This window comes from Deinococcus malanensis, assembly GCF_014647655.1.
Taxonomy (GTDB): domain Bacteria; phylum Deinococcota; class Deinococci; order Deinococcales; family Deinococcaceae; genus Deinococcus; species Deinococcus malanensis.
Genome location: NZ_BMPP01000016.1, coordinates 64,721 through 85,549 on the forward strand (window position 1 = coordinate 64,721; position 20,829 = coordinate 85,549).

The 20,829-nt window shown below is 62.3% G+C and carries 25 protein-coding genes and 2 pseudogenes; 14 read left to right on the forward strand and 13 right to left on the reverse strand.

The window, feature by feature from the left end:
• The first annotated feature begins 38 nt into the window (after positions 1-38).
• The 3 genes and pseudogenes from IEY49_RS16535 to IEY49_RS16545 all read left to right on the forward strand — a co-directional run.
• Entirely contained in the window at positions 39-338 is a 300-nt protein-coding gene (locus tag IEY49_RS16535; RefSeq protein ID WP_189010774.1) for a transposase, read from the forward strand.
• Positions 335-1,054 (forward strand): IS3 family transposase, encoded by a 720-nt coding sequence (locus IEY49_RS16540; protein WP_189010775.1) that lies wholly within the window; start codon positions 335-337, stop codon positions 1,052-1,054. Before IEY49_RS16535 ends, IEY49_RS16540 begins: the two co-directional genes overlap by 4 nt.
• A pseudogene (locus tag IEY49_RS16545) lies at positions 1,030-1,362 on the forward strand (recombinase RecA); the annotation flags it as partial. The gene IEY49_RS16540 and the pseudogene IEY49_RS16545, both read left to right, overlap by 25 nt.
• Positions 1,363-2,061: 699 nt before the next feature.
• Here IEY49_RS16545 and IEY49_RS16550 read toward each other — a convergent pair.
• The 3 genes from IEY49_RS16550 to IEY49_RS16560 form a co-directional block, all read right to left on the reverse strand.
• On the reverse strand, positions 2,062-2,559 hold the full coding sequence (locus IEY49_RS16550) for a hypothetical protein (protein ID WP_189010776.1): 498 nt from the start codon (positions 2,557-2,559) through the stop codon (positions 2,062-2,064).
• Between the two features lie 51 nt (positions 2,560-2,610).
• Complete coding sequence (locus tag IEY49_RS16555) at positions 2,611-3,012, reverse strand: hypothetical protein (protein WP_189010777.1); 402 nt, start codon at positions 3,010-3,012, stop codon at positions 2,611-2,613.
• A 149-nt stretch (positions 3,013-3,161) separates the two neighbouring features.
• Positions 3,162-3,743, reverse strand: a complete 582-nt coding sequence (locus IEY49_RS16560) for a hypothetical protein (protein WP_189010778.1) — start codon at positions 3,741-3,743, stop codon at positions 3,162-3,164.
• Between the two features lie 668 nt (positions 3,744-4,411).
• On the opposite strand from IEY49_RS16560, the gene IEY49_RS16565 reads away from it, so the two are divergent.
• The 4 genes and pseudogenes from IEY49_RS16565 to IEY49_RS16580 form a co-directional block, all read left to right on the forward strand.
• On the forward strand, positions 4,412-6,181 hold the full coding sequence (locus tag IEY49_RS16565) for a hypothetical protein (RefSeq protein ID WP_189010780.1): 1,770 nt from the start codon (positions 4,412-4,414) through the stop codon (positions 6,179-6,181).
• Positions 6,182-6,413: 232 nt separating this feature from the next.
• Positions 6,414-7,799 (forward strand): amidase, encoded by a 1,386-nt coding sequence (locus IEY49_RS16570; RefSeq protein ID WP_189010781.1) that lies wholly within the window; start codon positions 6,414-6,416, stop codon positions 7,797-7,799.
• Positions 7,800-8,062: 263 nt separating this feature from the next.
• A complete protein-coding gene (locus IEY49_RS21725) occupies positions 8,063-8,197 on the forward strand; it encodes a hypothetical protein (RefSeq protein WP_268239078.1) in 135 nt (44 codons plus the stop codon).
• Positions 8,182-8,592, forward strand: a pseudogene (locus IEY49_RS16580) (recombinase RecA family protein); the annotation flags it as partial. The gene IEY49_RS21725 and the pseudogene IEY49_RS16580, both read left to right, overlap by 16 nt.
• Positions 8,593-8,696: 104 nt before the next feature.
• Here the strand turns inward: IEY49_RS16580 and IEY49_RS16585 are convergent.
• Both IEY49_RS16585 and IEY49_RS16590 read right to left on the reverse strand, forming a co-directional pair.
• The gene (locus tag IEY49_RS16585) at positions 8,697-8,921 is read right to left on the reverse strand and encodes a hypothetical protein (protein ID WP_189010782.1); all 225 of its coding nucleotides are present in this window, start codon (positions 8,919-8,921) and stop codon (positions 8,697-8,699) included.
• Between the two features lie 63 nt (positions 8,922-8,984).
• Positions 8,985-9,197 (reverse strand): hypothetical protein, encoded by a 213-nt coding sequence (locus tag IEY49_RS16590; RefSeq protein ID WP_189010783.1) that lies wholly within the window; start codon positions 9,195-9,197, stop codon positions 8,985-8,987.
• 395 nt (positions 9,198-9,592) lie between these two features.
• Here IEY49_RS16590 and IEY49_RS16595 point away from each other — a divergent pair, with 395 nt between their 5' ends.
• Positions 9,593-10,039, forward strand: coding sequence for a hypothetical protein (locus IEY49_RS16595; RefSeq protein WP_189010784.1), 447 nt, complete (start codon positions 9,593-9,595; stop codon positions 10,037-10,039).
• Positions 10,040-10,087: 48 nt separating this feature from the next.
• Here the strand turns inward: IEY49_RS16595 and IEY49_RS16600 are convergent, their stop codons facing one another.
• Both IEY49_RS16600 and IEY49_RS16605 read right to left on the reverse strand, forming a co-directional pair.
• Entirely contained in the window at positions 10,088-10,234 is a 147-nt protein-coding gene (locus IEY49_RS16600; RefSeq protein WP_189010876.1) for a hypothetical protein, read from the reverse strand.
• A gap of 16 nt (positions 10,235-10,250) precedes the next feature.
• Positions 10,251-11,444 (reverse strand): branched-chain amino acid ABC transporter substrate-binding protein, encoded by a 1,194-nt coding sequence (locus tag IEY49_RS16605; RefSeq protein WP_189010785.1) that lies wholly within the window; start codon positions 11,442-11,444, stop codon positions 10,251-10,253.
• A 420-nt stretch (positions 11,445-11,864) separates the two neighbouring features.
• On the opposite strand from IEY49_RS16605, the gene IEY49_RS16610 reads away from it, so the two are divergent.
• Complete coding sequence (locus IEY49_RS16610; RefSeq protein WP_189010786.1) at positions 11,865-12,353, forward strand: hypothetical protein; 489 nt, start codon at positions 11,865-11,867, stop codon at positions 12,351-12,353.
• A gap of 54 nt (positions 12,354-12,407) precedes the next feature.
• Here the strand turns inward: IEY49_RS16610 and IEY49_RS16615 are convergent, their stop codons facing one another.
• A complete protein-coding gene (locus IEY49_RS16615) occupies positions 12,408-12,644 on the reverse strand; it encodes a hypothetical protein (RefSeq protein ID WP_189010788.1) in 237 nt (78 codons plus the stop codon).
• A 272-nt stretch (positions 12,645-12,916) separates the two neighbouring features.
• On the opposite strand from IEY49_RS16615, the gene IEY49_RS16620 reads away from it, so the two are divergent.
• The 3 genes from IEY49_RS16620 (at position 12,917) to IEY49_RS16630 (ending at position 16,421) form a co-directional block, all read left to right on the forward strand.
• Positions 12,917-13,327: a hypothetical protein gene (locus IEY49_RS16620; protein WP_189010790.1), complete on the forward strand. Its 411-nt coding sequence runs from the start codon at positions 12,917-12,919 to the stop codon at positions 13,325-13,327.
• Positions 13,328-13,582: 255 nt separating this feature from the next.
• A complete protein-coding gene (locus IEY49_RS16625) occupies positions 13,583-15,475 on the forward strand; it encodes a putative bifunctional diguanylate cyclase/phosphodiesterase (RefSeq protein ID WP_189010792.1) in 1,893 nt (630 codons plus the stop codon).
• A gap of 271 nt (positions 15,476-15,746) precedes the next feature.
• On the forward strand, positions 15,747-16,421 hold the full coding sequence (locus IEY49_RS16630) for a hypothetical protein (RefSeq protein WP_189010794.1): 675 nt from the start codon (positions 15,747-15,749) through the stop codon (positions 16,419-16,421).
• A 305-nt stretch (positions 16,422-16,726) separates the two neighbouring features.
• Here the strand turns inward: IEY49_RS16630 and IEY49_RS16635 are convergent, their stop codons facing one another.
• From IEY49_RS16635 to IEY49_RS16645, 3 genes are all read right to left on the reverse strand, one after another.
• Positions 16,727-16,879: a hypothetical protein gene (locus IEY49_RS16635; protein ID WP_189010796.1), complete on the reverse strand. Its 153-nt coding sequence runs from the start codon at positions 16,877-16,879 to the stop codon at positions 16,727-16,729.
• Between the two features lie 179 nt (positions 16,880-17,058).
• The gene (locus IEY49_RS16640; protein WP_189010798.1) at positions 17,059-17,439 is read right to left on the reverse strand and encodes a hypothetical protein; all 381 of its coding nucleotides are present in this window, start codon (positions 17,437-17,439) and stop codon (positions 17,059-17,061) included.
• On the reverse strand, positions 17,421-17,936 hold the full coding sequence (locus IEY49_RS16645; protein WP_189010800.1) for a LysM peptidoglycan-binding domain-containing protein: 516 nt from the start codon (positions 17,934-17,936) through the stop codon (positions 17,421-17,423). The genes IEY49_RS16640 and IEY49_RS16645 overlap by 19 nt, the downstream gene beginning before the upstream one ends.
• A gap of 262 nt (positions 17,937-18,198) precedes the next feature.
• Here IEY49_RS16645 and IEY49_RS16650 point away from each other — a divergent pair.
• Positions 18,199-19,204, forward strand: a protein-coding gene (locus tag IEY49_RS16650; protein WP_189010802.1) for an IS630 family transposase whose coding sequence is annotated in 2 segments (ribosomal slippage) — positions 18,199-18,666 and positions 18,668-19,204 — 1,005 coding nt in all. Because the reading frame shifts where the segments join, the coding sequence is not laid out codon by codon here.
• 65 nt (positions 19,205-19,269) lie between these two features.
• On the opposite strand, the gene IEY49_RS16655 is transcribed toward IEY49_RS16650, so the two are convergent.
• Positions 19,270-19,608 carry an ABC transporter substrate-binding protein gene (locus tag IEY49_RS16655; protein ID WP_189010804.1) on the reverse strand — a complete coding sequence of 113 codons (339 nt, stop codon included), beginning with the start codon at positions 19,606-19,608 and terminating at the stop codon, positions 19,270-19,272.
• Between IEY49_RS16655 and IEY49_RS16660 the strand changes: the two genes are divergently transcribed.
• Positions 19,603-20,280, forward strand: coding sequence for an IS3 family transposase (locus tag IEY49_RS16660; protein ID WP_268239082.1), 678 nt, complete (start codon positions 19,603-19,605; stop codon positions 20,278-20,280). The genes IEY49_RS16655 and IEY49_RS16660 overlap by 6 nt on opposite strands.
• A 149-nt stretch (positions 20,281-20,429) precedes the next feature.
• Here IEY49_RS16660 and IEY49_RS22090 read toward each other — a convergent pair whose 3' ends face one another.
• The gene (locus IEY49_RS22090; protein WP_444542416.1) at positions 20,430-20,807 is read right to left on the reverse strand and encodes a hypothetical protein; all 378 of its coding nucleotides are present in this window, start codon (positions 20,805-20,807) and stop codon (positions 20,430-20,432) included.
• Positions 20,808-20,829: the final 22 nt, after the last annotated feature.

Consider the following 20,829-nt stretch of genomic DNA (forward strand, 5'->3'; position numbering starts at 1 on the left):
GTCAGCCGCTACGCTGACCATACCGCGAAGGAGTCAGCATGCCCGGACGTCATCACAGCCGAGAGTTCAAACTTGAAGTGGTCAGCCAGATCAACACCGGCCAGCGCAGTACCGCTCAGCTCAGCCGCGAGCACTCACTCGCCCCAAGTCTGATTCACCGTTGGCGTAAAGAGGTCGAGGCGCGCGGCGTCGCCGCATTCACCGATGGAGCAGCGACAGATCGCAGTGCTGAACTGAGAATCGCAGAGCTGGAACGGTACTGCGGCCAGTTGTCACTGGAGAACCCGCTGTTAAAAAAGTCCTTATCGACGTACCGCTCGAACAGCGGCACCAAATGATTCAGGATGCGCGCGGCGCGCATCCTGAGGTGTCGGTACGTTGCCTCTGTCGGTTGCACGACGTCAGCCGTTCCTGGTACCTCCAGCGGCAGGGCACACAGGTTACCGACCGGGATCAACCCCTGGCCGAGGAGATCGAGGCCGTAGTGCTGAAGTGGAGCGGCTATGGGTATCGCCGCGTGACCTGCGAATTAGCCCGCCGGGGACTTTGGGCGAACCACAAGCGTGTCCTCCGCGTGATGCGGGAACGCCGACTCTGGTGCCGACCCAAGCGTCGGCACCAGGCGACGACCGATTCCGCACACCAGGGCGCCCGCTTTCCTAATCTGCTGCCCGAGATGGTTGCCGACCGGCCCGATCAGGTCTGGCAGGCCGATCTCACCTACGTGAGGGTGCAGGCGGGCTTCGTGTATCTGGCGTGTGTGCTGGACAGCTTTACTCCCGAGATCGTGGGGTGGGCGATGTCGAACATGATGGACGTGGCGTTGCCCCTGACGGCTCTGGACAACGCGCTGACAGCGCGTTGTCCTCCTCCTGGCCTGCTGCATCACTCGGATCAGGGGTCGCAATACGCCAGTCGGTGCTATATCGATCGGTTGAGGGCGATGGGCATCAGGCCAAGTATGTCCTGGTCAGGAAATCCCTATGACAATGCTCGGATGGAGACTTCTGCAAGTCCAACATGGAAAACAACGTCGCCGTGTCGCATAGCGTGAAAATCAAGACGGTGAAGAACAAGATCGCCCCGCCGTTCAAGGAAGTCGAGCTGACCCTGCGGTACGGTCACGGCTTTGACGCTATGGATGACCTGGTCACACTCGCGACCAACTTCAAGGTCATCAAGAAGGCTGGCAGCTTCTACTCCTATAACGACGAGCGGATCGGGCAGGGCAAGGAGAAGGCAGTGGCCTTCCTGAGTGAACGCCCTGACCTGCTCGAGGAGATCCGTGCGCGGGTGCTCGAACCGATGTGCGGCGGCCCAGCAGCCAAGACCACCGACGCAGAATCTACCCTCACCGCCTGACGATCAAACTCAAGCGACCCCCCGGACCGAAAGATCCGGGGGGTCGCTTCTGGTGCTGAACCCCACCGTGACACCCGTGTCATGACGTGCTACGTAAACTCAACGCATCAACAAGTTCAATCCGCCCGAGTGAAGGCGGTTCTCCAGCCCTGCCTCGGTGCAGGGCTTTTCCCATGCTCACATCAACATTCTCGCCAGACCAGAACAACGAACCCTGGTACGTTGAGAGGTGCTCAAGTTTCGTCGCCCACGCCAGTCAGACAGCACCCCGCCCGCAACACAAGCTCCACCTCGCCCTCACGGAGCACGCATCAGCGACCAGTTCGAAAGCGAGGTCCACACGGCCCTCCAGAACGTCCCCTATGACGTCCGACCCGACATGCTCCTCGAAGACTGCGTCGCGCTGACCTTCGCGAGAGGTCTTGACTGACACGCATGCACCCCACGCTCGGGTGAGCGGATCCCTTATGCCGCCCGATCCGATTCGTGAGCGCCTCCCGGAAGGCCTCTGGGTGGATCACGAGCAGCACTCCGCTGTACCGCACCAGCCTGGCGTCCGGTTTCGGTCCTGAACCGGGGAGGATTTCGTGGGGTCCGTACGTGACCTGCAGAACGTGGAAGCCGTACGTACCGCCGAGCCCCTGCAGGAGTCCCGCACGAGCGCACGTGAGCAACTCGAATCGCAGCAGCGTGCGCCCCCTAGTTCCCGCGCGCGATGGCGGGTGGGTGCGCGAGGGCCGCCGTGGCCAGTTCGACGGCCTCCTCGAACCCGCCGTGCCCGTCGTACCCGGCCTGGCTGTTCAGGAGGGCCCGGTACGCGACCGCGTACACGTTCCTTCGCATCTCGGTGTCGTTCAGGGTCTCGACGAACTGGTCACTCGCGAGCAGGTTGCCCAGGTGGCGGGCTTCCACGCCGGCACTCGTGGTGTCCTGCTGCTCGGGCACGTGCGCGACCAGGTGCACGGTGCGCTCCTGCGGGTCCAGGGTGAACGCGAGTTGCGCGCGGGTCTGCGCGAGCACGGTGGGCGTGAGGGCACGGACGGCGTCCACGATGTGGTTGGCCATCAGGGCGAGGTTGTGGCGGTCCTGGAAGGGGAACTGCTCGGTGAGTTCCATGCCGATCATGACGCGGGTGGTGTCGTCGGTCAGTTGGGGCAGTTGGCTGGTGGCATCGAAGTCGAAGTCGAAGTCGGTCATGGGTTCAGCCTCCACTGGGAGAGGGGGTCAGGGCAAGCGGCTGTAAGCGCATCAGCTGGCCTGGAGGGCAAGGGGGCTCATGACCTGCTGGAGTGCGGCCGCGAGGCGCCGGCGGTCGTCCATGGTGATCAGGAACTGGCTACTGAGGCTGGGGGAGCCATGCGGTCGAACGGCGCCCAGGGTGAGGGTGGCGGCACCGGCGTGAATGAATGCGACGCCCTGCTGTGCGGGGAGGAGGTCGTGCACGGTTCCGGTCGTGCCTTCCTGGAGGAAGGCGCGCAGGCGCGGGATGAGGTGCTCGGGGCACGCGCCGGTGAGTTCGGCGGAGATGCCGTTGAAATCGGTGATCAGGGTGAGGTGAACGGAGTGCTCAGAGCGGTGATGCTCGACGAGGAGGACCGCCCCGAAATCCGTCAGGACGAGCTGGGCAGTCGGCGGGTGAGTGGAGATCATGCTTCGCAGGGTGATGGGGCGCATGTGTGCCAAGCAATCAGGAGCTGCAGATGACGTTCCGCGACATGTGCAGCACGGCGTGCACTTGACTGGGGCGTGGGACCGCGCAGGGTGACGAACATGCGCGCGGACAGGTCCGGGGTGAGCTGTCAGACCCCGCATCCCCCTTGAAGGCGGGACTTCAGGCCACTGCCGGACCTCCACTCATTCACGTCCAGGGCATAGCCTTCGTAGTACGCGCCGAATGTCACGACTTCCATGCGTCCGTCCCCGTTCAGGTCAGCGATGCCGGCCAGCCGGTACAGGGTCGCCATGGGCATGGGTTGATCCGAACCCGGGTCCCAGGGCGTGCGGGGGGCGAGGTGCTCTCCGAGTACGGTGGTCACGACCCGGCCGTTCATCACCTGCCGGAGCAGGAGCAGGCTGTAGTCGCCCGGCATGCCGACAGGCGGTGGGTCCAGGCCCTGACGTCCGGCAAAGTGCGCGGCTTCCAGGATGACTTCCTGGGTGCCATTGCCGTCCAGATCCGTGCGGGTCACACCCAACACGTTGACCTTCGCGCCGGTCAGGCCGCGCCTAGTCAGTTCCGCGCGCACAATCTCGCGGTAGGTCGGGTTGTTCGTGGGCACGCTGACGACCGGGCGGGGGTGCCCCTTGACCGTGCCGGGAACGAGCAGCCGGAAGGGACCGGAGGCCAGGCCCGGCGTGAGGCGGACAGCGTAAGCGGACATGCACGGATCCCCGAACGATTCCGCGCGACCTCCCGTAACTGGCGTGGCAGGGCCGGAAACCGGCCGGTAGGTTTCCCCGGCACGAGTGCGGGGGGCGGCCTGGACGGCAGGGAGCCAGCCACTTCCTGTCCAGGCGCCCAGCAATTCCGCCTGGTCGGCACCTGGGAGCTGCACGAGGACAGGCGCGAAGGCCCCTGCAGGGATGGACCATGCGGAAGCCACCGTCAGCAGGATCGGGAGCAGAACATGTCGCATGCTTCACCGTAAGCCACAAGCACCTGTCCGTGGTTACGGATGATACTCGGGTCTTTCGAACTCCTCCCGGCGGGCTTGTGGGACGAACTCCAGGTGCGGGACGACGCGCAGAGCATTCCCTGCAAGACATCCGCGTGGCCAGGACCCAATCAGGCCGGGATGGCAGCCCTGCGACTAATGGCCGGGCATGGCAGCCCTGCGTCGGCATCCTGCGTCTTGTGGAGGATGCGCACGAGATTGGCTGTCCCCGCCCTTGAAGTTGCCACGCTGTTGCCACGCCCAGCCGCTTAGGCTGTGGGTACCAGATTCATCAGCGTCAAGAGGAGGACGGCCCCAGAAACTGATGCTCCCGCTCAAACTGCCTGGACGACATCTCTCAATATCCGCTCCTGGCGGACTGGAGGGACCCCATCATGATCCCCACCTCATCCTCGCGGCCCGGTAAGCGCCGAGCCCTCCTCATCCTCGGTGCAGCCCTGGCATCCAGTGCGATGGCCTGGAAGCCCAGCACTCACATCTACTTCGCTGAGCAGGCGCTGACAGACGCAGTCACCGACGGCCGGGTCACCATCTGCCGCACCAACTACGAGGCAGGAACCATCGCAGGCGACTGCCGTGACTACGCCGTGGACCCTGAGATCCTGGCGGCCTTGCGGGCGGCCCCCGCGCAGTACCGCGCCGGGGTCCTGGGTCCGGACGCCTACCCGGACCTGCTGACCGGTCAGCGCGTCATTCACCCGGACGAGAGCCTGCCGAAGCGGCCGGACGCGCCGGGGGGAGCGAACAGCTGGCTCCAGTACCTGTGGGACAGCGCGGCAGCCGAGGGAGGCGGGAACCGGTTGGCCATCAAGGCGTTCGTGGTGGGGTACCTCACGCATGCGGCGGGCGACATGTACGGCCATACCTTCGTGAATGCTTACACCGGCGGGGAGTTCGCCCTGGGGCCGAATGCGGTGCGGCACATCGTACTGGAGGGGTACGTGGCCAAACGGACACCCCCTCCAGTGGATGCAGCGGGCCGGCCAGTGAATGAGAACAGCGTGTCGATTGATGGGGTGTCGGACTTCATGTACCGGCGGATGGTGGACGCCCGGCCCGGGTCGGTCCTGCGAGATCAGTTGCTCGCCGGGCCGGGAGCGGCCACGTCGGTGCCGCGGGTGTACTCGGATCTGCGCGCTGGCCTGCAGCGGGACGTGGATGAATATTACCGGCGCAAGGCCGACTTCGACCGCCGGTCCGCGGACAAGCTGGCTGCGGCCGCGCGGTGCAAGCCCTTGGATTTCTCGTGCAGTGCCACGCTGCTGGTCACGCAGGCCGGGGTGATTCAGGCGGAGAAAGCAGCGTACATGGCCGTGAATGCCGCGCCGATCACGTACAAGGAGTATTGGATCAAGGACATTGACGACGGACTGCGGGCCTGGCCGGGAGTGAGTCATCAGCTCGCGCGGGCCCTGGTGTACAACACCGGCGGTGTGGACACAGCGCGGGCGCAGAAGGTGGCGGAACAATACGTCTATGACCATCTGCTGTCCATGTCTGGCGCTCCGGACGCGGTGGGTGGAAGCCTCGGACTGATCAACAGCGTGCTGTCCGCGTTGTTCCCGGCCTTCATCCGCGAGGCCGTCGAGCAGATGAAACGCGACCTTCTCAACTCGCTCCTTCGGCAGGCCTTCGGGCTGACGGTCGAGGAACTCAAAGCGTATGTGACCAGCCCGGAAGTGCACTTTGACCGGGTGATGGCCACGCCTGGCGGTCAGAAAACCACCTTGCGCCAGATGAACCGAGGCGAGTTGCGCATCGCGGATGACGGGTTTGCCAATCCGTCTGCTCGTTTCGATTACCGCGTGTTTCCGGCGGGTTACAACACCGTGACCATCGGCAAACTGGTGCTGTTGCCGCCTGCGGAGATCAACCGTCTGCTCCGAGACCTGGGAGCCACGCAGGTGCTGAGTACCCCGAACGTCATGCTGGGCTTCATCCGTTCCCTTGACGGGCACAACGAATGGCTCAATAACGCTCCTTACCAGCTTGCGCCTGCGATGAACTGTGGCGCGTACGTCCGCCTGTTCATGCGGCAGACCGGCGAGGCGGTTCGCTGCGGTTCCATCATTCAAGGTGAGCCGGTGCAGAAGGTGGTGCCCCGCCCCGTGCCTCTCGTGCCCATCACTCCACCCGGGCGCTAACGGAAATGGATTCTGGCGGGCGCACCAGTGTCTCAGCACCGTGAGCAATCCCGTGAGCCAAGCCATTGTCGGCCCGTCCGTTGAAGGGCATTAACTCCAGCACGCCATCACCGTGTTGGCCGACGTCATGGCGTCCGCAACCTGGATTGCCGGACCATCAGGCTTGAGAAGTGTCGTACGATACCCATACCAGCGTTCAGCCGTCCGCCTCACCGATGGTTCTGGAGGGTCTATGACTGCCTCAGTCCCGGGTCCGTTCGTCCCCGCCCATCAGATGCTTCAGGCACTTGAGCAACGCGATCTTTCCGCCGTGGAACTGCTGGAACTTCATCTGGCTCGCATCGAACGCCTGAACCCTGCCCTCAATGCGGTCGTCACGCTGGATGTCGAGCAGGCAAGGCGCACCGCCCGTCAGGCAGACGAAGCCAGAGCACAGGGTGTCACCTTGCCACTCCTGGGGCTGCCGTTCACCGTCAAGGACGTCCTGGAAACCGCCGGATTGCGCACCACCGCGGGCTTCCTTCCCTTAAGTGACCACCTCCCGGCCATCGACGCGCCGGCCGTGGCCCGGCTCAAGGCAGCGGGTGGCGTCCTGATCGGAAAAACCAACACGCCCACCCTGGCGATGGGCGCTGAACCGGACAATCCCATCTTCGGCCGGACCAATAACCCCTGGGATGCCCGACACTCGCCAGGTGGTTCCTCCGGTGGTGAGGCGGCCGCGGTTGCCGCCGGGCTCAGTCCTCTCGGCCTGGGCAGTGATGCTGGCGGTTCCGTGCGCATTCCGGCTCACTTCTGTGGCATTTTCGCCCTGAAGCCCACCGAACACCGCATTCCCACCACGGGCCATATCCCCGAACTTCCCGGCATGCCCAGAGGCTTGCGTCATCTAGCCACCCTGGGGCCCCTGGCGCGCAGTGTGGACGATCTGGCCCTGGCCCTTTCTGTTCTGGCTGGCCCGGACGGTCGGCAGTGGGAAGTTCCTCCCGTACCCATCGAACCTCTCCCGGACGTGGACAGGCGACAGATTCGTCTGACCTGGTCCGAGGACCTCGGGTTGCCCACGGACGAGGCCACGACCACAGCGATCGCGGACGTGGCGGCCAGGCTGAGCAAACAGATGATGGTACGTCACGAGGGGCCACTCACCTGGAGCGTCACCGAAGCCAATGAAGTGGGAATGGCACTCTTTAACGCGGAAGTGCCGCGTTCTGCGCAGCCCCAGTCGGGCGAGCGCGAGGTCACCATGCGCGAGTACATCAGCCTGCTCGACCGGCGGGACCGGCTGATCGCGCAGCTGGAGACCTTCTTCGCTGACGTTGACGTGCTGATGTGCCCCGTGGTGGGCACGCCCGCCTGGACCCACCGGACGCCGGGAACGCCTGTGGTTATGGACGGGGAGGAGTATCCGTATTGGAGCACCGCGCTGGCGCACTGCATGCCCTTTAATTTGACCGGGCACCCGGTGGTGGTCGTGCCGGTGACGCTCACGGCCCAGGGACTTCCGATTGGCGTGCAACTTGTCGGGCGACGGTGGGGGGAAGCGCGGTTGCTGGCCGTGGCCCGCCACGTGGCTGAAGTCGCAGGGCCTGTGGGTTCACCGCCTGCGTTTTCTTGACGGCTTCTGGCTGACATGGAACACCACGCGTACGTTCCTGACAGGCGCCTTCATTCCACAGGCCCAACACCCTGAGCTCGACCCGGGCACGCATGCCGTAACGCGTGGCGCGCGGTGGCGAGGAGGTGCGCGCGCAGGTGAACGGGTGCGCTGAGGCACGGGCGGGGGTGATCCTTCAGGCGGCGTGACGTGCGTCCTGCGGGGTCAGCCGGACGCTGGGGATGGGCACGGGGTAATGGCGGGGGTTGGTCAGGACGTGACGGATGAGCGGGCTTGCCCAGGCTGCTGGCGTGACCCCCAAGTTCGTCTACAGCATCGTTAACGGCTTCGCGGGCAGCCTCAACGAGGGACACCTCAATGCCCTCACGAACAACCCGAATGTGGCGGCAAGGCCCTGAAGTTCTACGCTTCAGTCCGCATCGACGTGCGCAAGGTGGGTGGCAAATCGAATATGGAAAACAACGTCGCTGTATCGCACACGGTGAAGATCAAGACGGTCAAGAACAAGATTGCCCCACCCTTCAAGGAAGTCGAACTGACCCTCCGGTACGGTCACGGGTTCGATGCCATGGACGATCTGGTCACGCTCGCCACGACCTTCGAAGTCATCAAGAAAGCGGGGAGCTTCTACTCCTACAACGATGAGCGCATCGGGCAGGGCAAGGAAAAAGCCGTGGCCTTCCTGAGTGAGCGGCCTGACCTGCTCGAGGAGATCCGCGCGCGGGTGCTCGAACTGATGCGCGGCGGCCCGGCCGCCCAGACCCATGACGCCGACCCCGCAATCACAGCCTGACCCTCAGGCACCGATAAGCCCACGGACACGCAGTTCCGTGGGCTTTTTTTGTCGTTGCCCGGCCTTCAGGTCCTGAGTCTGACGTGGGGCTTTCGCGCCTCGTGTCAGTGAATGGGCGTGATTTCGGACAGGGAACTCGAACTCGCCTGGACCCGGCAGCGCCGCATACCTTCGATCTCCTGCGCGTCGAGTGCGTCATCGGCCATCACGATGGTCTGCGCGAGCAACAGTAGGGAGAGTGCCACCCCGGAAGGCAGGCACCGCGTCCCGGCGTCATCCAGAATGACGGCCCGGACCCCATCCGTCAGCAGGAGTGCCGTCGGACCCACCAGCAGGCCAGCCGCCTCAGGAGCGTGCCACGCGCGAGCTTTACAGGACAGCAGTTCCTGTCGTCAGTCATCCGTTCCGGTAGGTCCGGCCTGCCCCGTGCAAGGGCCTGAAGGTGAGGCCACCATCGTCTGCAGGACGTCGCGGACCGCGGAACCCGCACCGAGTTCCATCAGGGCGGCGATCACCTGCTCCCGGGTGGCGCGACCCGCGTGCCAGTCGCGGAGCAATTCCGGGGAGGGGGTGAAGGAGTGTGGACGTGGGGAAGTACTGACCATGACTGACCTCCTGGGGCGAACGTGGTGTACTTCCTCGCTTCCAAACCCGAAAAAGGGGGTCAGGAAAGACGGAAAGGTGGGGTTCGCTTGCTTCCATTCTGCCTACGAAACCTGTTGGAATTCTCTTCAGAACGCAGGATTAACGAACTTCAAGTGCGCGAGGGCGGCGTGCGGTCGGCTTCAGCGTTGCCCTGACTCCAGGGCTCTGGCCCGCCTGGGGCTGCTCGTGCGTGACACTCGTGTCAGGACGCCTGGCGTATGCTCAGGCATCAACAATTTCAACCCGCCCGAGTGAAGGCGGTTCCCAGCCCTGCCCCGCTGCAGGGCTTTCTTCCTGCCCACCTCTACATGTTCACCACAACAGGAAAGCAACACTGGTACGCTGCGAGGTGGTCATGTTTCGTCGCCAGCGCCCACGCTCCCCGCAGCCGGATCAGACCCCTTCCCCGGTGGACGGGCTGCCTCACCCTCGCGGTGCACGCATCAGCGACCAGTTCGAAAGCAACCTCCGCACGGCCCTCCAGGGCCTCCCGTACGAGGTCCGGCCCCACATGCTCCTGGAGAACTGCGTCGCGCTGACCCTCACCCAACCTGGCTCCAAAGGCACCCTGGAACGCTACACCAGTAAGACCTTCGACTACGTGATCGTCACTCAGCGATCCGCGCACCCGGTTCTCGCCGTGGTCCTGTCCACGAAGTCCTACGGCCGTGACCGCCGTGCACCTCCAGTGGTCGAGAGGGACAACTACCAGAACAAGCTGATCGTGACCGTGCTGCACCTCAACCCGCACACCACGAACACCGTGGACGCCATTCAGAAAGCGGTCCGGTCGCACCTGTAACCGGGGAGATCACCTGCACTACAGCCCCCGTGGGCGGACGCCCAGGCATCAAGCCTGGAGTCCACCCACCCGCGGGAGCAGCCACGTGCCCAGCAGGTTCCCCTTCTCCACCCGCACGGCCACTCGGTCGCCGGCCAGCGCCTCACGTGGGAGGGACGCCACGCTCTGCTCTTCTACCGATTCATCCGGCAGCATCACGGTCATCCTCGGCTTACTTGGCGTTGATGGTGTAGCTCTTCTCGATCTGCGCTTGCAGCAGTGGGCTGAACTTCATCACCAGCAGGCGCGAGCGGTCACGGTCACCGTCATTCGCAAAGCCGATGGCCCCCGACACGGTCGTGCAGTTGTTCGCCGTTCCGCTGAAGCACGCGGGCAGGTTCGTCTTGCGTACCGCCGCTGCGACCGCTATGCGGGTAGGCACGTTTTTACCGCCTGCTGTGCGAATACCCATCAGGAGGGTGGTGGCCGCGTCATACGCGTACCCCGCCATGCCGCTCGGCACGGCACCGTACGCCGCTTTGTACTTCTCGATGAACCCGGCTGCACTCGTGAACGACGTGATCGGACCGAACCCTGTGGTGAACACCGCGCCTTCGGCATCCACACCCACGCGCTTGACGAAGCTCGGGGAGTCCAGCGTGCCCGCCCCCATGAACGAGGCCTTGATGCCTTCGGCGCGCATGCCCTTGAGCACTGGAGCGAGGACGTTCTCGTAACATCCGCAGTACACCAGGTCCATACCAGCGGCCTTGATCTTCTTGACGGTCGCGGCGGCTTCCTCGTCAGTGGAGACGCCCACGTACTCCACGACTTCAACGCCGCGTTTTTTCATCTCCGCCATGATGGTTTTGGTCAGGCCGTTGCCGTACCCGGTGTTGTCCGACACCACGAACGCGGTTTTGACTTTCAGTTCGGCCGTCATGTAGTTCAGGGCTGCGACGGCGTGTGAGCGGTCGGGCGGCACGAGGCGGTTGAAGTGGAGCCAACCTTGAGTAGTCAGGGCGTCGTTGCTGCTCGCCGGGGAGATGACGGTGAGTTTTGAAGCAGCGGTAGCCTCGCCGATCACGTTGGAGACGGCGGAGTTGTACGCCCCAACCACGCCGAGGATGCCGCGGTCGGCGATGACACGCTTGATTTCCAGGGCGGCCGTGACGGGAGCGCCTTTGTCGTCGAAAGAAGTCAGGACAACCGTGTGGCCGAGGGCGCGGAAGGCGGGGGCCTGGTCCTTGATGGCGAGTTCGGTGGCGCGTTTGATCTCCAGACCGATGGCGCTCAGGTCACCCGTCAGGGGGCTCATGGTCGCAATCTTGAGGGTGGCAGCGTCGGCCGATCCAGCCAGCAGCGCGGCGCTCAGGGCGAGGCCAAGTCCACCACGAACGGTGGGATTCTTCAGGCTTTTAAACATAAACTCATGGTGTACTTAGAGAAGTCACAAGACTCTTGCATGACATCAGCAGTCAGCCTGATGAATCAGGGCAGTGCTGATGGAGAGCAACAGAACTTCCGGAGCACGGCGGGAGATCCCGTTATGAAGGGGGGCTCAAGGCTTCGGCCAAGGTCACGACCAGAGGCCACAATCGCGCACGCTTACGTTTCCGTTGCTGTCACGCGCATGCGCGAGTGTGCCCCCAACCTCGCACGAATACTTCCCCAGCGCACGTTACACTCCAGGCAGATGACGTTGTCGCTCTTCCCACGCCTCAGTGAAATCTGGCCTGAAATACCGCAACCGCAGCGCAGGCTGATGTTCGTCATCGCCGGGTTGTGCTACGCCCTCGGCCGGAATGGTTACCTCTAGGAGATCGGTGAAGCGGCAGGCATTCCGATGCATCCGCGGTCACCGCTGCCTGGCATCATCACGCACCTCACCAGTCTTGGTCTCATTCCCGATGCCAGAAATCACTACCTGGTCCATACCGACGTCCTCCGGCAACGGCGCCCTAAACAGAATGAAGTGTCTGTCCCGGTCAACCTTCCGTTGAGCGCCCGCTGGACCTCCACCGCAGGGCCCGATGACCTGAACGCCGGCCCGGCCCTCCTGACGCCTGTGTGGTTTGGAGACACGGCCCTCGTCGTCCGACCCACCGATGCCATGAGTATGATCGACGCTCACCCGGGCGACACGTTGTACTTCCGCGATTTCGGGCATCTCCAGGATGGGGACCTGTTCCTGACGGATGACGACGGCAGGTGCTCGATCAGTGCGTTCGATGCTGATGCCGCGGAAGTGCCCGAGTTCCCGCGCGTCCTGATCGGTCACCTGAGAACGACTGGCTCAAGCGTTCCTGCTCGCGGTGAACCAGCCATGGCCTGAGCCGCATCACTCACGTGCGCCTGGCAGGCAGAACACGTCCTGCGCGCCACGGAGTCACCCAGTGCTTCGGGTCTCCCGTTCGGCCTGCTGGTTCAACCACTTCTGCAGGTCATTCCACCCGCCGGACCCGGACCCGTCCGGGGCATTCCCGTGCAGCTCCCGCCACTGCCACGTGCCGCCTTCCCGCGTCATGGTCGCCACCGCGCCACTCCCCCGCGCCTGGTGGTACAGCGTGCGCTCCTGCGTGGTCTGAGAGTCGGTGGGAAGGGGACGGCCAGGCTGAAACATCACCCCAAGAGCGTACCCGACCCTGCTTCACCCCAACGCGAGCACGATCATGACCCCAATCCCGACGGCACACGCCACCACCAGGACCGCGAAGGCCCGCTCTAGCCAATCCGTCTTCATCCGTTCAGCTTCTCACGCGCCCAGGCTTCCTGGAGGCACATTTCTCCTCATGAATCCCTTGGCGTTCTGGTAGGCTTCGCCGGCCTTCTTCATGAGTTGCGGGGGGCCACCCGGTTGCCTTGACGTGCCAGGGTCCGCCCCCTCACGCTGGAGGCATGACCGCCGCCGCCAGCGCCAGGCTGGACTCCACGCACAACCAGCAGACCTTCGACACCTGCATCGCCCTGTCCCTGCAGATGATCGCGGCCATCGAGTTTTCCCCTACCCTCGCCGGGGAACATCCCACCCGGGAGATGATCCTCGCGTTCGCCACCCAGATCGAACGCAACGCGCAGGACATCGCCCTGATGGCCGGGCAGGGCAGCGCGGACGTCCACGGATTGGGCGCAGGGGTGTACGCGCAGCTGTGCGCGGCCCGCAATGAGCCCCTGCAGGCGGCGTATCACGCCCTGCACAGCGCCGCGTTCCTCGGTCTGGGGGGCGGCCTCACCACCGCCACCATGCTCGCCACCGTGGGCGTCGCTTTACGCGTCCTGTCCAACCAGTACGGCCGACTCACACACTGATTGACCAGCTGAGCCGCGCAAACCCAACAAGAAAGGCGACCCAAGGGCCGCCTTTCTTGTTAGCACATCAACCCGCTGACGGACAGCGAGTATTACCTGTTCGGCTCTGCGCGTAATGTCTTGAACGCGCTTGCGTGGCAATAACCCTTCTCTGAGATGGAGTTGCGAAAGGCAGGTGCACACTCCACAGGTAGTCCGCTAGCCTGGAACGTAGAGATGCCTCAACTCCTGACAGAAGTGGAACGGAAGTCGCACATGGAGATCGAATGGCGGCGTCCCCTGTTGTTTGCTCTTCCGGCTGCGGCACTCGCCTTTTTCATTGGCATCCAATTCGATGGTCCCAGTGGTCAGGCCACCCCTTTCGATCAGATTGGCTACCCAGTGGCCTTCAGTCTTTTACTCACCCTTTCATTGGTCCTCTGGAAACGCCCAGCACGAGTGAATGCTGTGGTGACTGCACTGGTTTTTGCGATGAGCAGTCTTTTTCTGAGCAAACTCGTTTTTATTCTTTTCTTTATTCCCCAGTCGTACCAAGTTCAGCTGGAAATGACCGAGACCTTCTTCTGGATTCCGGCTCTACAAATCCTTTCATTCTTCATCCCCAATCTTCGAGGCGCCCGCAACGCCTCGACCATCTTTTTCTCACTCTTCCTGCTGGTCAGTGTCATGTACCTCCTTCAAGTCATTGGTTCGCAGCCATCGCAGGGAACCGTTTACGCACTGCTCCAGCTCAATCTGGCAAACGGCGTGCTTTTTATTGTCACGAGTGCTTTTATCGGATTCAAGGAAAAATACGTCCGTTCCATCTCTGCCTACGAAACCGTGCGGGAGTTGCTGGACACGGATCTCCTGACAGGCCTCCCCAACCGTCAGCGACTGCACGAAGTTATGAACACAGCAATTTCAGAACAGCGGACATTCGCCCTCCTGTTTATAGATCTGGACGGATTTAAGTTGATCAATGACACCCTCGGACATGTCATTGGCGACCGGGCCTTACAAGAAACGTCAAGACGGCTGCAAAAGCTTGAGGACCAACACTACTTCGCAGGCCGGCTGAGTGGCGACGAATTCGTAGTCCTCGTGTTTGATGACCCCACAAAGGCCTCCCAGATCGCCCAGACGCTGCTGACAGACCTGGCGCGCCCCATCGTCGCTGAAGGTCACATCGTGCACCTCACGGCGAGCATTGGAATGAGTGTTTATCCTGACGACGGGAGCGATAGCCAGCAGCTGATCCAGCACGCGGACAGTGCCATGTACACCGTGAAAACCTTCGGCAAGAATGGGATCAGACGGTTCGAGCTGGCCACCGATTCTGCCATTGAACGCCTCAAACAGATTGAGCATGCCCTGACCCAGGCCCTGACCTGTCAGCAGTTCCACCTGGTGTACCAGCCAATCTGTTCTCTAGATGATGGCGTCGTACGGAAACTGGAGACGCTTCTGCGCTGGACACATCCAACATTAGGCCCAGTCTCAGCGGCTGAATTTATCCCCATCGCAGAAACAAACGGACAGATTATTCCGCTGGGTGAATGGGCTTTGCGGGCAGCTTGTCAACAGGCCCGGGAGTGGATTGACAGGACAGGCCTGGCAGTCACGGTGTCAGTCAATGTTTCCCCCTTGCAGTTCACGCAGGTCAACTTTGTGAATCAGGTGCGTCAGGCACTGGGAGATGCCCGACTGCCCGCCTCAGCTCTGGAAATCGAACTCACGGAAAGCGCTGTCATGCGCCGCCTGGAAGTCGTCAAGGCGTCATTACACGAATTGCAGCGTCTCGGGGTCAGGATTGCGATTGATGATTTCGGGACAGGTTACTCCTCGCTCGCCTACCTGCGCGATCTGCCCATCAACTGCATCAAGATCGATCAAACCTTTATTCATGACCTAAGCACGCCTCGCCGGGCCCCTCAATTTGCACTGGCGTTGATCGAGGCGGTCATTGGCATTGCCAGTACCCTGAGCCTGCAGGTGGTGGCTGAGGGCATTGAGACCCAGAAGCAACTCGATATGCTCCGGGACCTCGGGTGCGATCTTGGACAGGGCTACTTTCTCTGCCCCCCGGTGGCAGCGGACGCTGCCCTCGAAACCGTCCTGGCCTCAACCTTGTTTCCACCAGGAAGCAGCCCCACGCCCCTTGATTAAACGAGTCCTTCGTTCGTCGGAATGGGCCGACATCGTGCAATTTATTCAATAACATGCACCGGACTCTGAAACGTTCAGAGTGGGAGGTCAGATGCTCGATCAGGTTCATCATTCTGCGACTGCAGCCCCCGTCCCACTGGAGGTCAACACTCTCCTGCGCCGGATCTGTGTTCGGCCGCCATATTTTGCCCTCAGGGACCTCCAGAGCGATGGAATGTCCTTTTTCGCGACCGCCGTCGCTGAGCGGCCCATCTCGAATGAGGTGGGTCCCATGCAGGCTGCCGAGATCAGCCGGCACGCGGCGATATGCGGACTGTGTGCTGCAGCACTCGCTCTTGGCAGTAACGACCGTCAGTATTACCTCGCTCAAGACGCTATTTACACAGGTTTTGCGAATGCTGCACCTTACGGTTCGGTCATCTCATTTATGGCGAGCGTCGTTGAACAAGGGAAAAGGCAGGTTGCGGCAGAAATTACAGTCTCGGCAGGAAGGAAGCCTATGGCACATCTGCGCGTGACCTACACCATCCTGAGCGAGGCTGCTTTCAAACGGCTGTTTCGTTCCAAGTATTCACCAGCCTTCGCGGGATTGGCACGCGAGCGGATGCCAGACCCACCACCTGGCAAGTTCTGCAGGAAGGGTGAGACTTGCACATTGACTCTGGAAGTTGTTCCAGAAGAAGCTTGCGCGGGACATTTCGACCATTACCCGGCCATGCCGGTCGCTGTGTTGATGGGGCAGCTTGGACTGGTGGCGGAGCGAATGCATGGTGCGCCCTACCGTGTGGCATCGGCCAATATGACGGCGTCAGACTTCTGTTGGGCTGGGGAGTCGGCCCGCTTCGAAGTTTCTCCCTTGGCTGAGGCAGGATTGTATGCCTGTACAGCCTTTGCGACCGATGCCGTGGTGAGTGAAATGACCTTGCAGTTACAGTCGGTGTTTTAGGGATAATCGTTGAGCCACTCGAGTGTTCTGTCTCTGGCAAGGTGTATCAGGTAACGGGTTTCTACTCTGTGCGCGCTTCACCCCACGCCAGCGTACGACGGCCAGACCACGTGCGGGACTTCCGGATTCAGGTAACGAACGCCTGGCGCGACCTGGCGTGGAAGAACCTCGGGAAGATCAACCACATGGAAGACAAGATCGCGCGCAGTTTCGGGGCTCGGTGCCTGTCCACTTCGCCAGCGCCACACCGTAGGCCTTCTTCAACGCTTCCTCTGCCGGATAACTCCCTATCACGATGGAGCAGCTTATGGCTGTTCTGAACGGATCCAGCCCAGCACGCCTAAGCCAATCAAACGAGCACACAGGGCAGAAAGCCCGAGCATCTCCTCGGGCAGGCTAAGCCCCAGGCCAATCAGCGCACCGCCGATCAAAACGCCCCACCCCTTCGTCTGGCTCATGCACCCCAGTCTGCACCCACAAAAGGACGCACACAACCCTGACTCAGGCGCTTCACCAGGACACCGTACTGGAGACAAATCTGTCGAAGGTTGATCAAGTGTGAGTTCACGGGAAAAAAGGCGTAGTGGCCGCAGGATGACAGAACCCGGTGGGGCCCTGAACCGTGGTGCAGCGCCGTCTAGCGGCTGATGACGAGACTCACGATATCCACGCCCGCACGCCTCCCCCGGGCGCACAGAACACTCGGGTTGGGGTCAATTCCGAGACGGTACCGGGCACTGGTCTTTGCAGGACCACGACCACACTCACTGAGCAGCCACGTCGGCACCCGCCACGCACCCTCACCCAAGGCGTTCACTCCCGAATCGCCCAAAAGAGTACGCATGAGTTCAGGCACGATCGCCACGTCCGCCGGAACGAGCGCGTCGCGTTTCCAGGTGACTTTCAGGGACGCCGGAATACCCTTGGCGGCTGTGCGGTACTCCAGGGTGAGGTCCGGACGGCCGCCAACGCTGAACGTGCGGACGCCATCGGCCGAACTCAGCAGCAGGCACTGCACCGGCCCGCACGGACTGTCTGCCGACGCGGCCACGGGGGCAGGGATGACTGGAGCAGCACTATGGTTCGGGCGACCCCTGCCGGAGGGGCTGGTTTCACGGGCGTGACACTGCCGGTGGCGGGCACAATGAGGCGCTGCGTGACGTAGATAACGGTGCCCGTAAGGTTGTTCATGGTGATGAGTTCCCGCACGGTGGTGTTGAACCTCTGCGCGAGAATGGCGAGCGTGTCCCCGGTTTTCACGGTATAGGTCGTGGTTGTGACGCGCACACGGCTGGCTGTCAGCGCTGCGGGGGCGGAGTGGACGGGTTGTGGGACAGCCGCGTGCGCGGCGCTGAACGTAAAGGTCACCAGGGTGCCGAGCAGCCACGCCTGACGGTGAGTGGCCGACACGGGCAACCGTGGGGCCCCCCAGGGGTGAACCCGGACCTGAGGCGGCATGACCGCGAAACGGCCATGCGACTGATCACGGAGGTGGACAGATGTCAGGTCACTCATGGCTGCTTCGAGAGATCGTACACCGCGACTGGCATGCATTGGCTGACAAGTTCACGCGGTCCTGCCTTTCAGCAGGCTGGCCGCCCAAGCAGCGTCCCGGTTTGCAAGCGCAGCTTCTGGGTTTACGATCCATCCTGCTCAGATCAATACCAGTATTGATGGCCTGAAGCGGCAGGGCAGCGAGTACTCCCGAAAACAAGATCACTCTGGACGCTAATTTATTGATTACGGCACGGCTCTGTCTTGATATTTTAGATTCCTGATGGAATGGCAACCCAACCAGTATTCCCGTGCGCAACTGGAAGCACGACGGCTGGCGGCCGCTGAATGGCTTCAACAAGGCACCCATACGCACCGCGAAATCGCTGAATACTTTGGTGTCTCCGTGGTTACGGTCACCACATGGAATGCCCGCCTCAAGAAAAAGGGCACACTGCAGGCCACGGTTGCGCCAGGTCCGAGCGCACGGCTGACCTCAGTCCAGCACGAACACCTGCGCACCCTCCTGCGGGAGGGTGCCAAGCATCATGGGTTTCGGGACGAAACCTGGACCACTCGGCGCGTCGTGGAGCTGATCGGTCGGCACTTCGATGTCTGGTACCACCACGATCACGTGCGCAAAGTGCTGCGTCAGCTGGGCTTTACGCCACAGATGCCGGATGGACGGGCAGCAGAACGGAACGAACTGCGGATCGCCAGCTGGAAAGAACAGGTGGTGCCGGAGTTGGAAAAAAAAGGTTGCTGAGGGTGCCACCCTGGTATACCTCGATGAGGTGGGGTTTGCCATGAAAGGGGTCCGCAAGCGGACCTGGTCCACCAGGGGCGTCACGCCCCTGGTCACACTGCCGGCCAACTGGGAGAAGCTCTCCACCATTGGTGCGATCACCACAGAGGGTCAGTTCTTCCAGAACACCAAGAAAGGATCCATCCGCAGCGGAGATGTGATCAGGTTTTTCCAGCACCTCTTACGCCATATGGAGGGAGAAGTCGTGGTGGTCCTGGACAACGCCGGCATCCACAGAGCCAAAGCAGTACAGGCGTTCGTCGCTGTGCACGAACGCCTGTCCCTGGAGTATTTGCCGCCGTATGCTCCCGAGCTCAACCCGATTGAGTTAGTATGGGCGTACATCAAGCGCAATGTTTTGGGGAATTTCTGTGCTCGTTCGATAGAGGACTTGAAGGAGAAGCTGGCCGGAGCGTGGCAACGTGTTCGGTACGTGGATCTCCCACGAAAGCTGATCCAGACCAACCTATGCCGTAATCAATAGTGGTCCATTGGGTCTGGCAGGGGCCTTTTGCAACACACCAACTTTCAGGTATCCGCGCGGGTGGGTTACTTAGAGGTGGTGTGCCGGCGGCCGGAGATGACTTTGGGTTGCAGCGTCCGTGAATCGATCTCCACAATGAACATGGGCGAGGAACGCCGTTCCCCAGTGGCTCTGAAGGAGATTGGGCCCGTCACGCCCCGTGAGGTCGAGATGTTGACCGAGTTCAGTGCGACGTCCACCTGTGCCCGTGTGGGTGTTTTGCCAGCACTTCGTGCTGCCACTGCGAGCGCATTAAGCATGGCGTTCATGGCGTCGCAGGTGAACGCAGCCCGCACTGCAGGAGCCGTTCCGAACGCCTTCTGGTACGCAGTGATAAACGCCTGACCGTTCGTGTAATTCTGCACCGGACCCAGCCAAAACTCGCCCGGCGAGGTCGCCCCGTGAACCACAAACGCGTCTTGCGGGTCATGCGGGAACGCAAGTTGCTGTGCCGCAGGGAGCGCCGGTATCGGGCGACCACCGATTCCACACACCGTGAGACGCGCTTTCCCAACCTGCTGCCCCAGGTCACACCCGTCCGGCCCGATCAGGTGTGGCAGGCGGACCCCACCTACGTGCGAGTGCAGCAGGGCTTCGTGTACCTTGCGTGTGTGCTGGACAGCTTTACCCGTGAGGTGGTGGGCTGGTCCCTGTCGAAATTCCTGGATGCTGAACTCCCGCTCGCTGCGTTAAACAACGCGCTGAGCGCGCGTTGTCCGGCGCCGGGACTCCTGCATCATTCCGATCAGGGAGTGCAATACGCCAGCCGGGTCTATGTGAACCGGCTTCGCGCCGTTGGGATCACACCGAGCATGTCCAGAAAGGGCAATCCGTACGATAACGCCAGGATGGAAAGCTTCTACAAGACTCTGAAAACTGAGGAGGTCAACCTGCAGGAATATGCTGATCTGGACGATGCCCGGCAGCACATTGATTCGTTCATTGCGGACCTGTACAACACCCGCAGACTGCATTCCAGTCTCGGCTATGTCCCACCGGCTGAGTTCGCTGCCCGGTACACTGCCACCCAGATGTGACTTGCCCACTGGTCCGCCATCAGGGGTTCACTCCACTACAAGAGACTGACCAGGAGGAGGGCGTGAGGTACGGCAGCAAGCACCTCAACGCACTGAAGGTGACGTCATGCCATGGAACCATGAGGCGCTGCATCCTCCAACCGGCCTGATCAGCACCATGTCCTGATGAGCGGCGGTTCCGGGCGACCCATGACGCCCTGACCGGGCTGTCTAACCGGGCGCATTTCCAGGCGGAGGTCGAGCGCGCACTCCAGGCGGGCGAAAACGCATCGTTCGGCATCCTGTTCATCAACCTCGACCGCTTCAAGCAGATCAACGACACCCTGGGTCATGATGTTAGCGACGAACTGCACAAGGAAGTGGCCCGGACGCTCAACCAGACGGTTCGCTCCGGCGACCTCGTGGCCCGCATGGGCGGTGACGAATTCACGATCATCCTCCGGGACCTTCGCAACGCCCGGGACGCACAGCGCGTCGCGCAGATGATCCACGCCCAGCTCGCGCAGCCCGTTTAGGTCGGCGGGCATACCCTGCACGTCACCGGCTCGA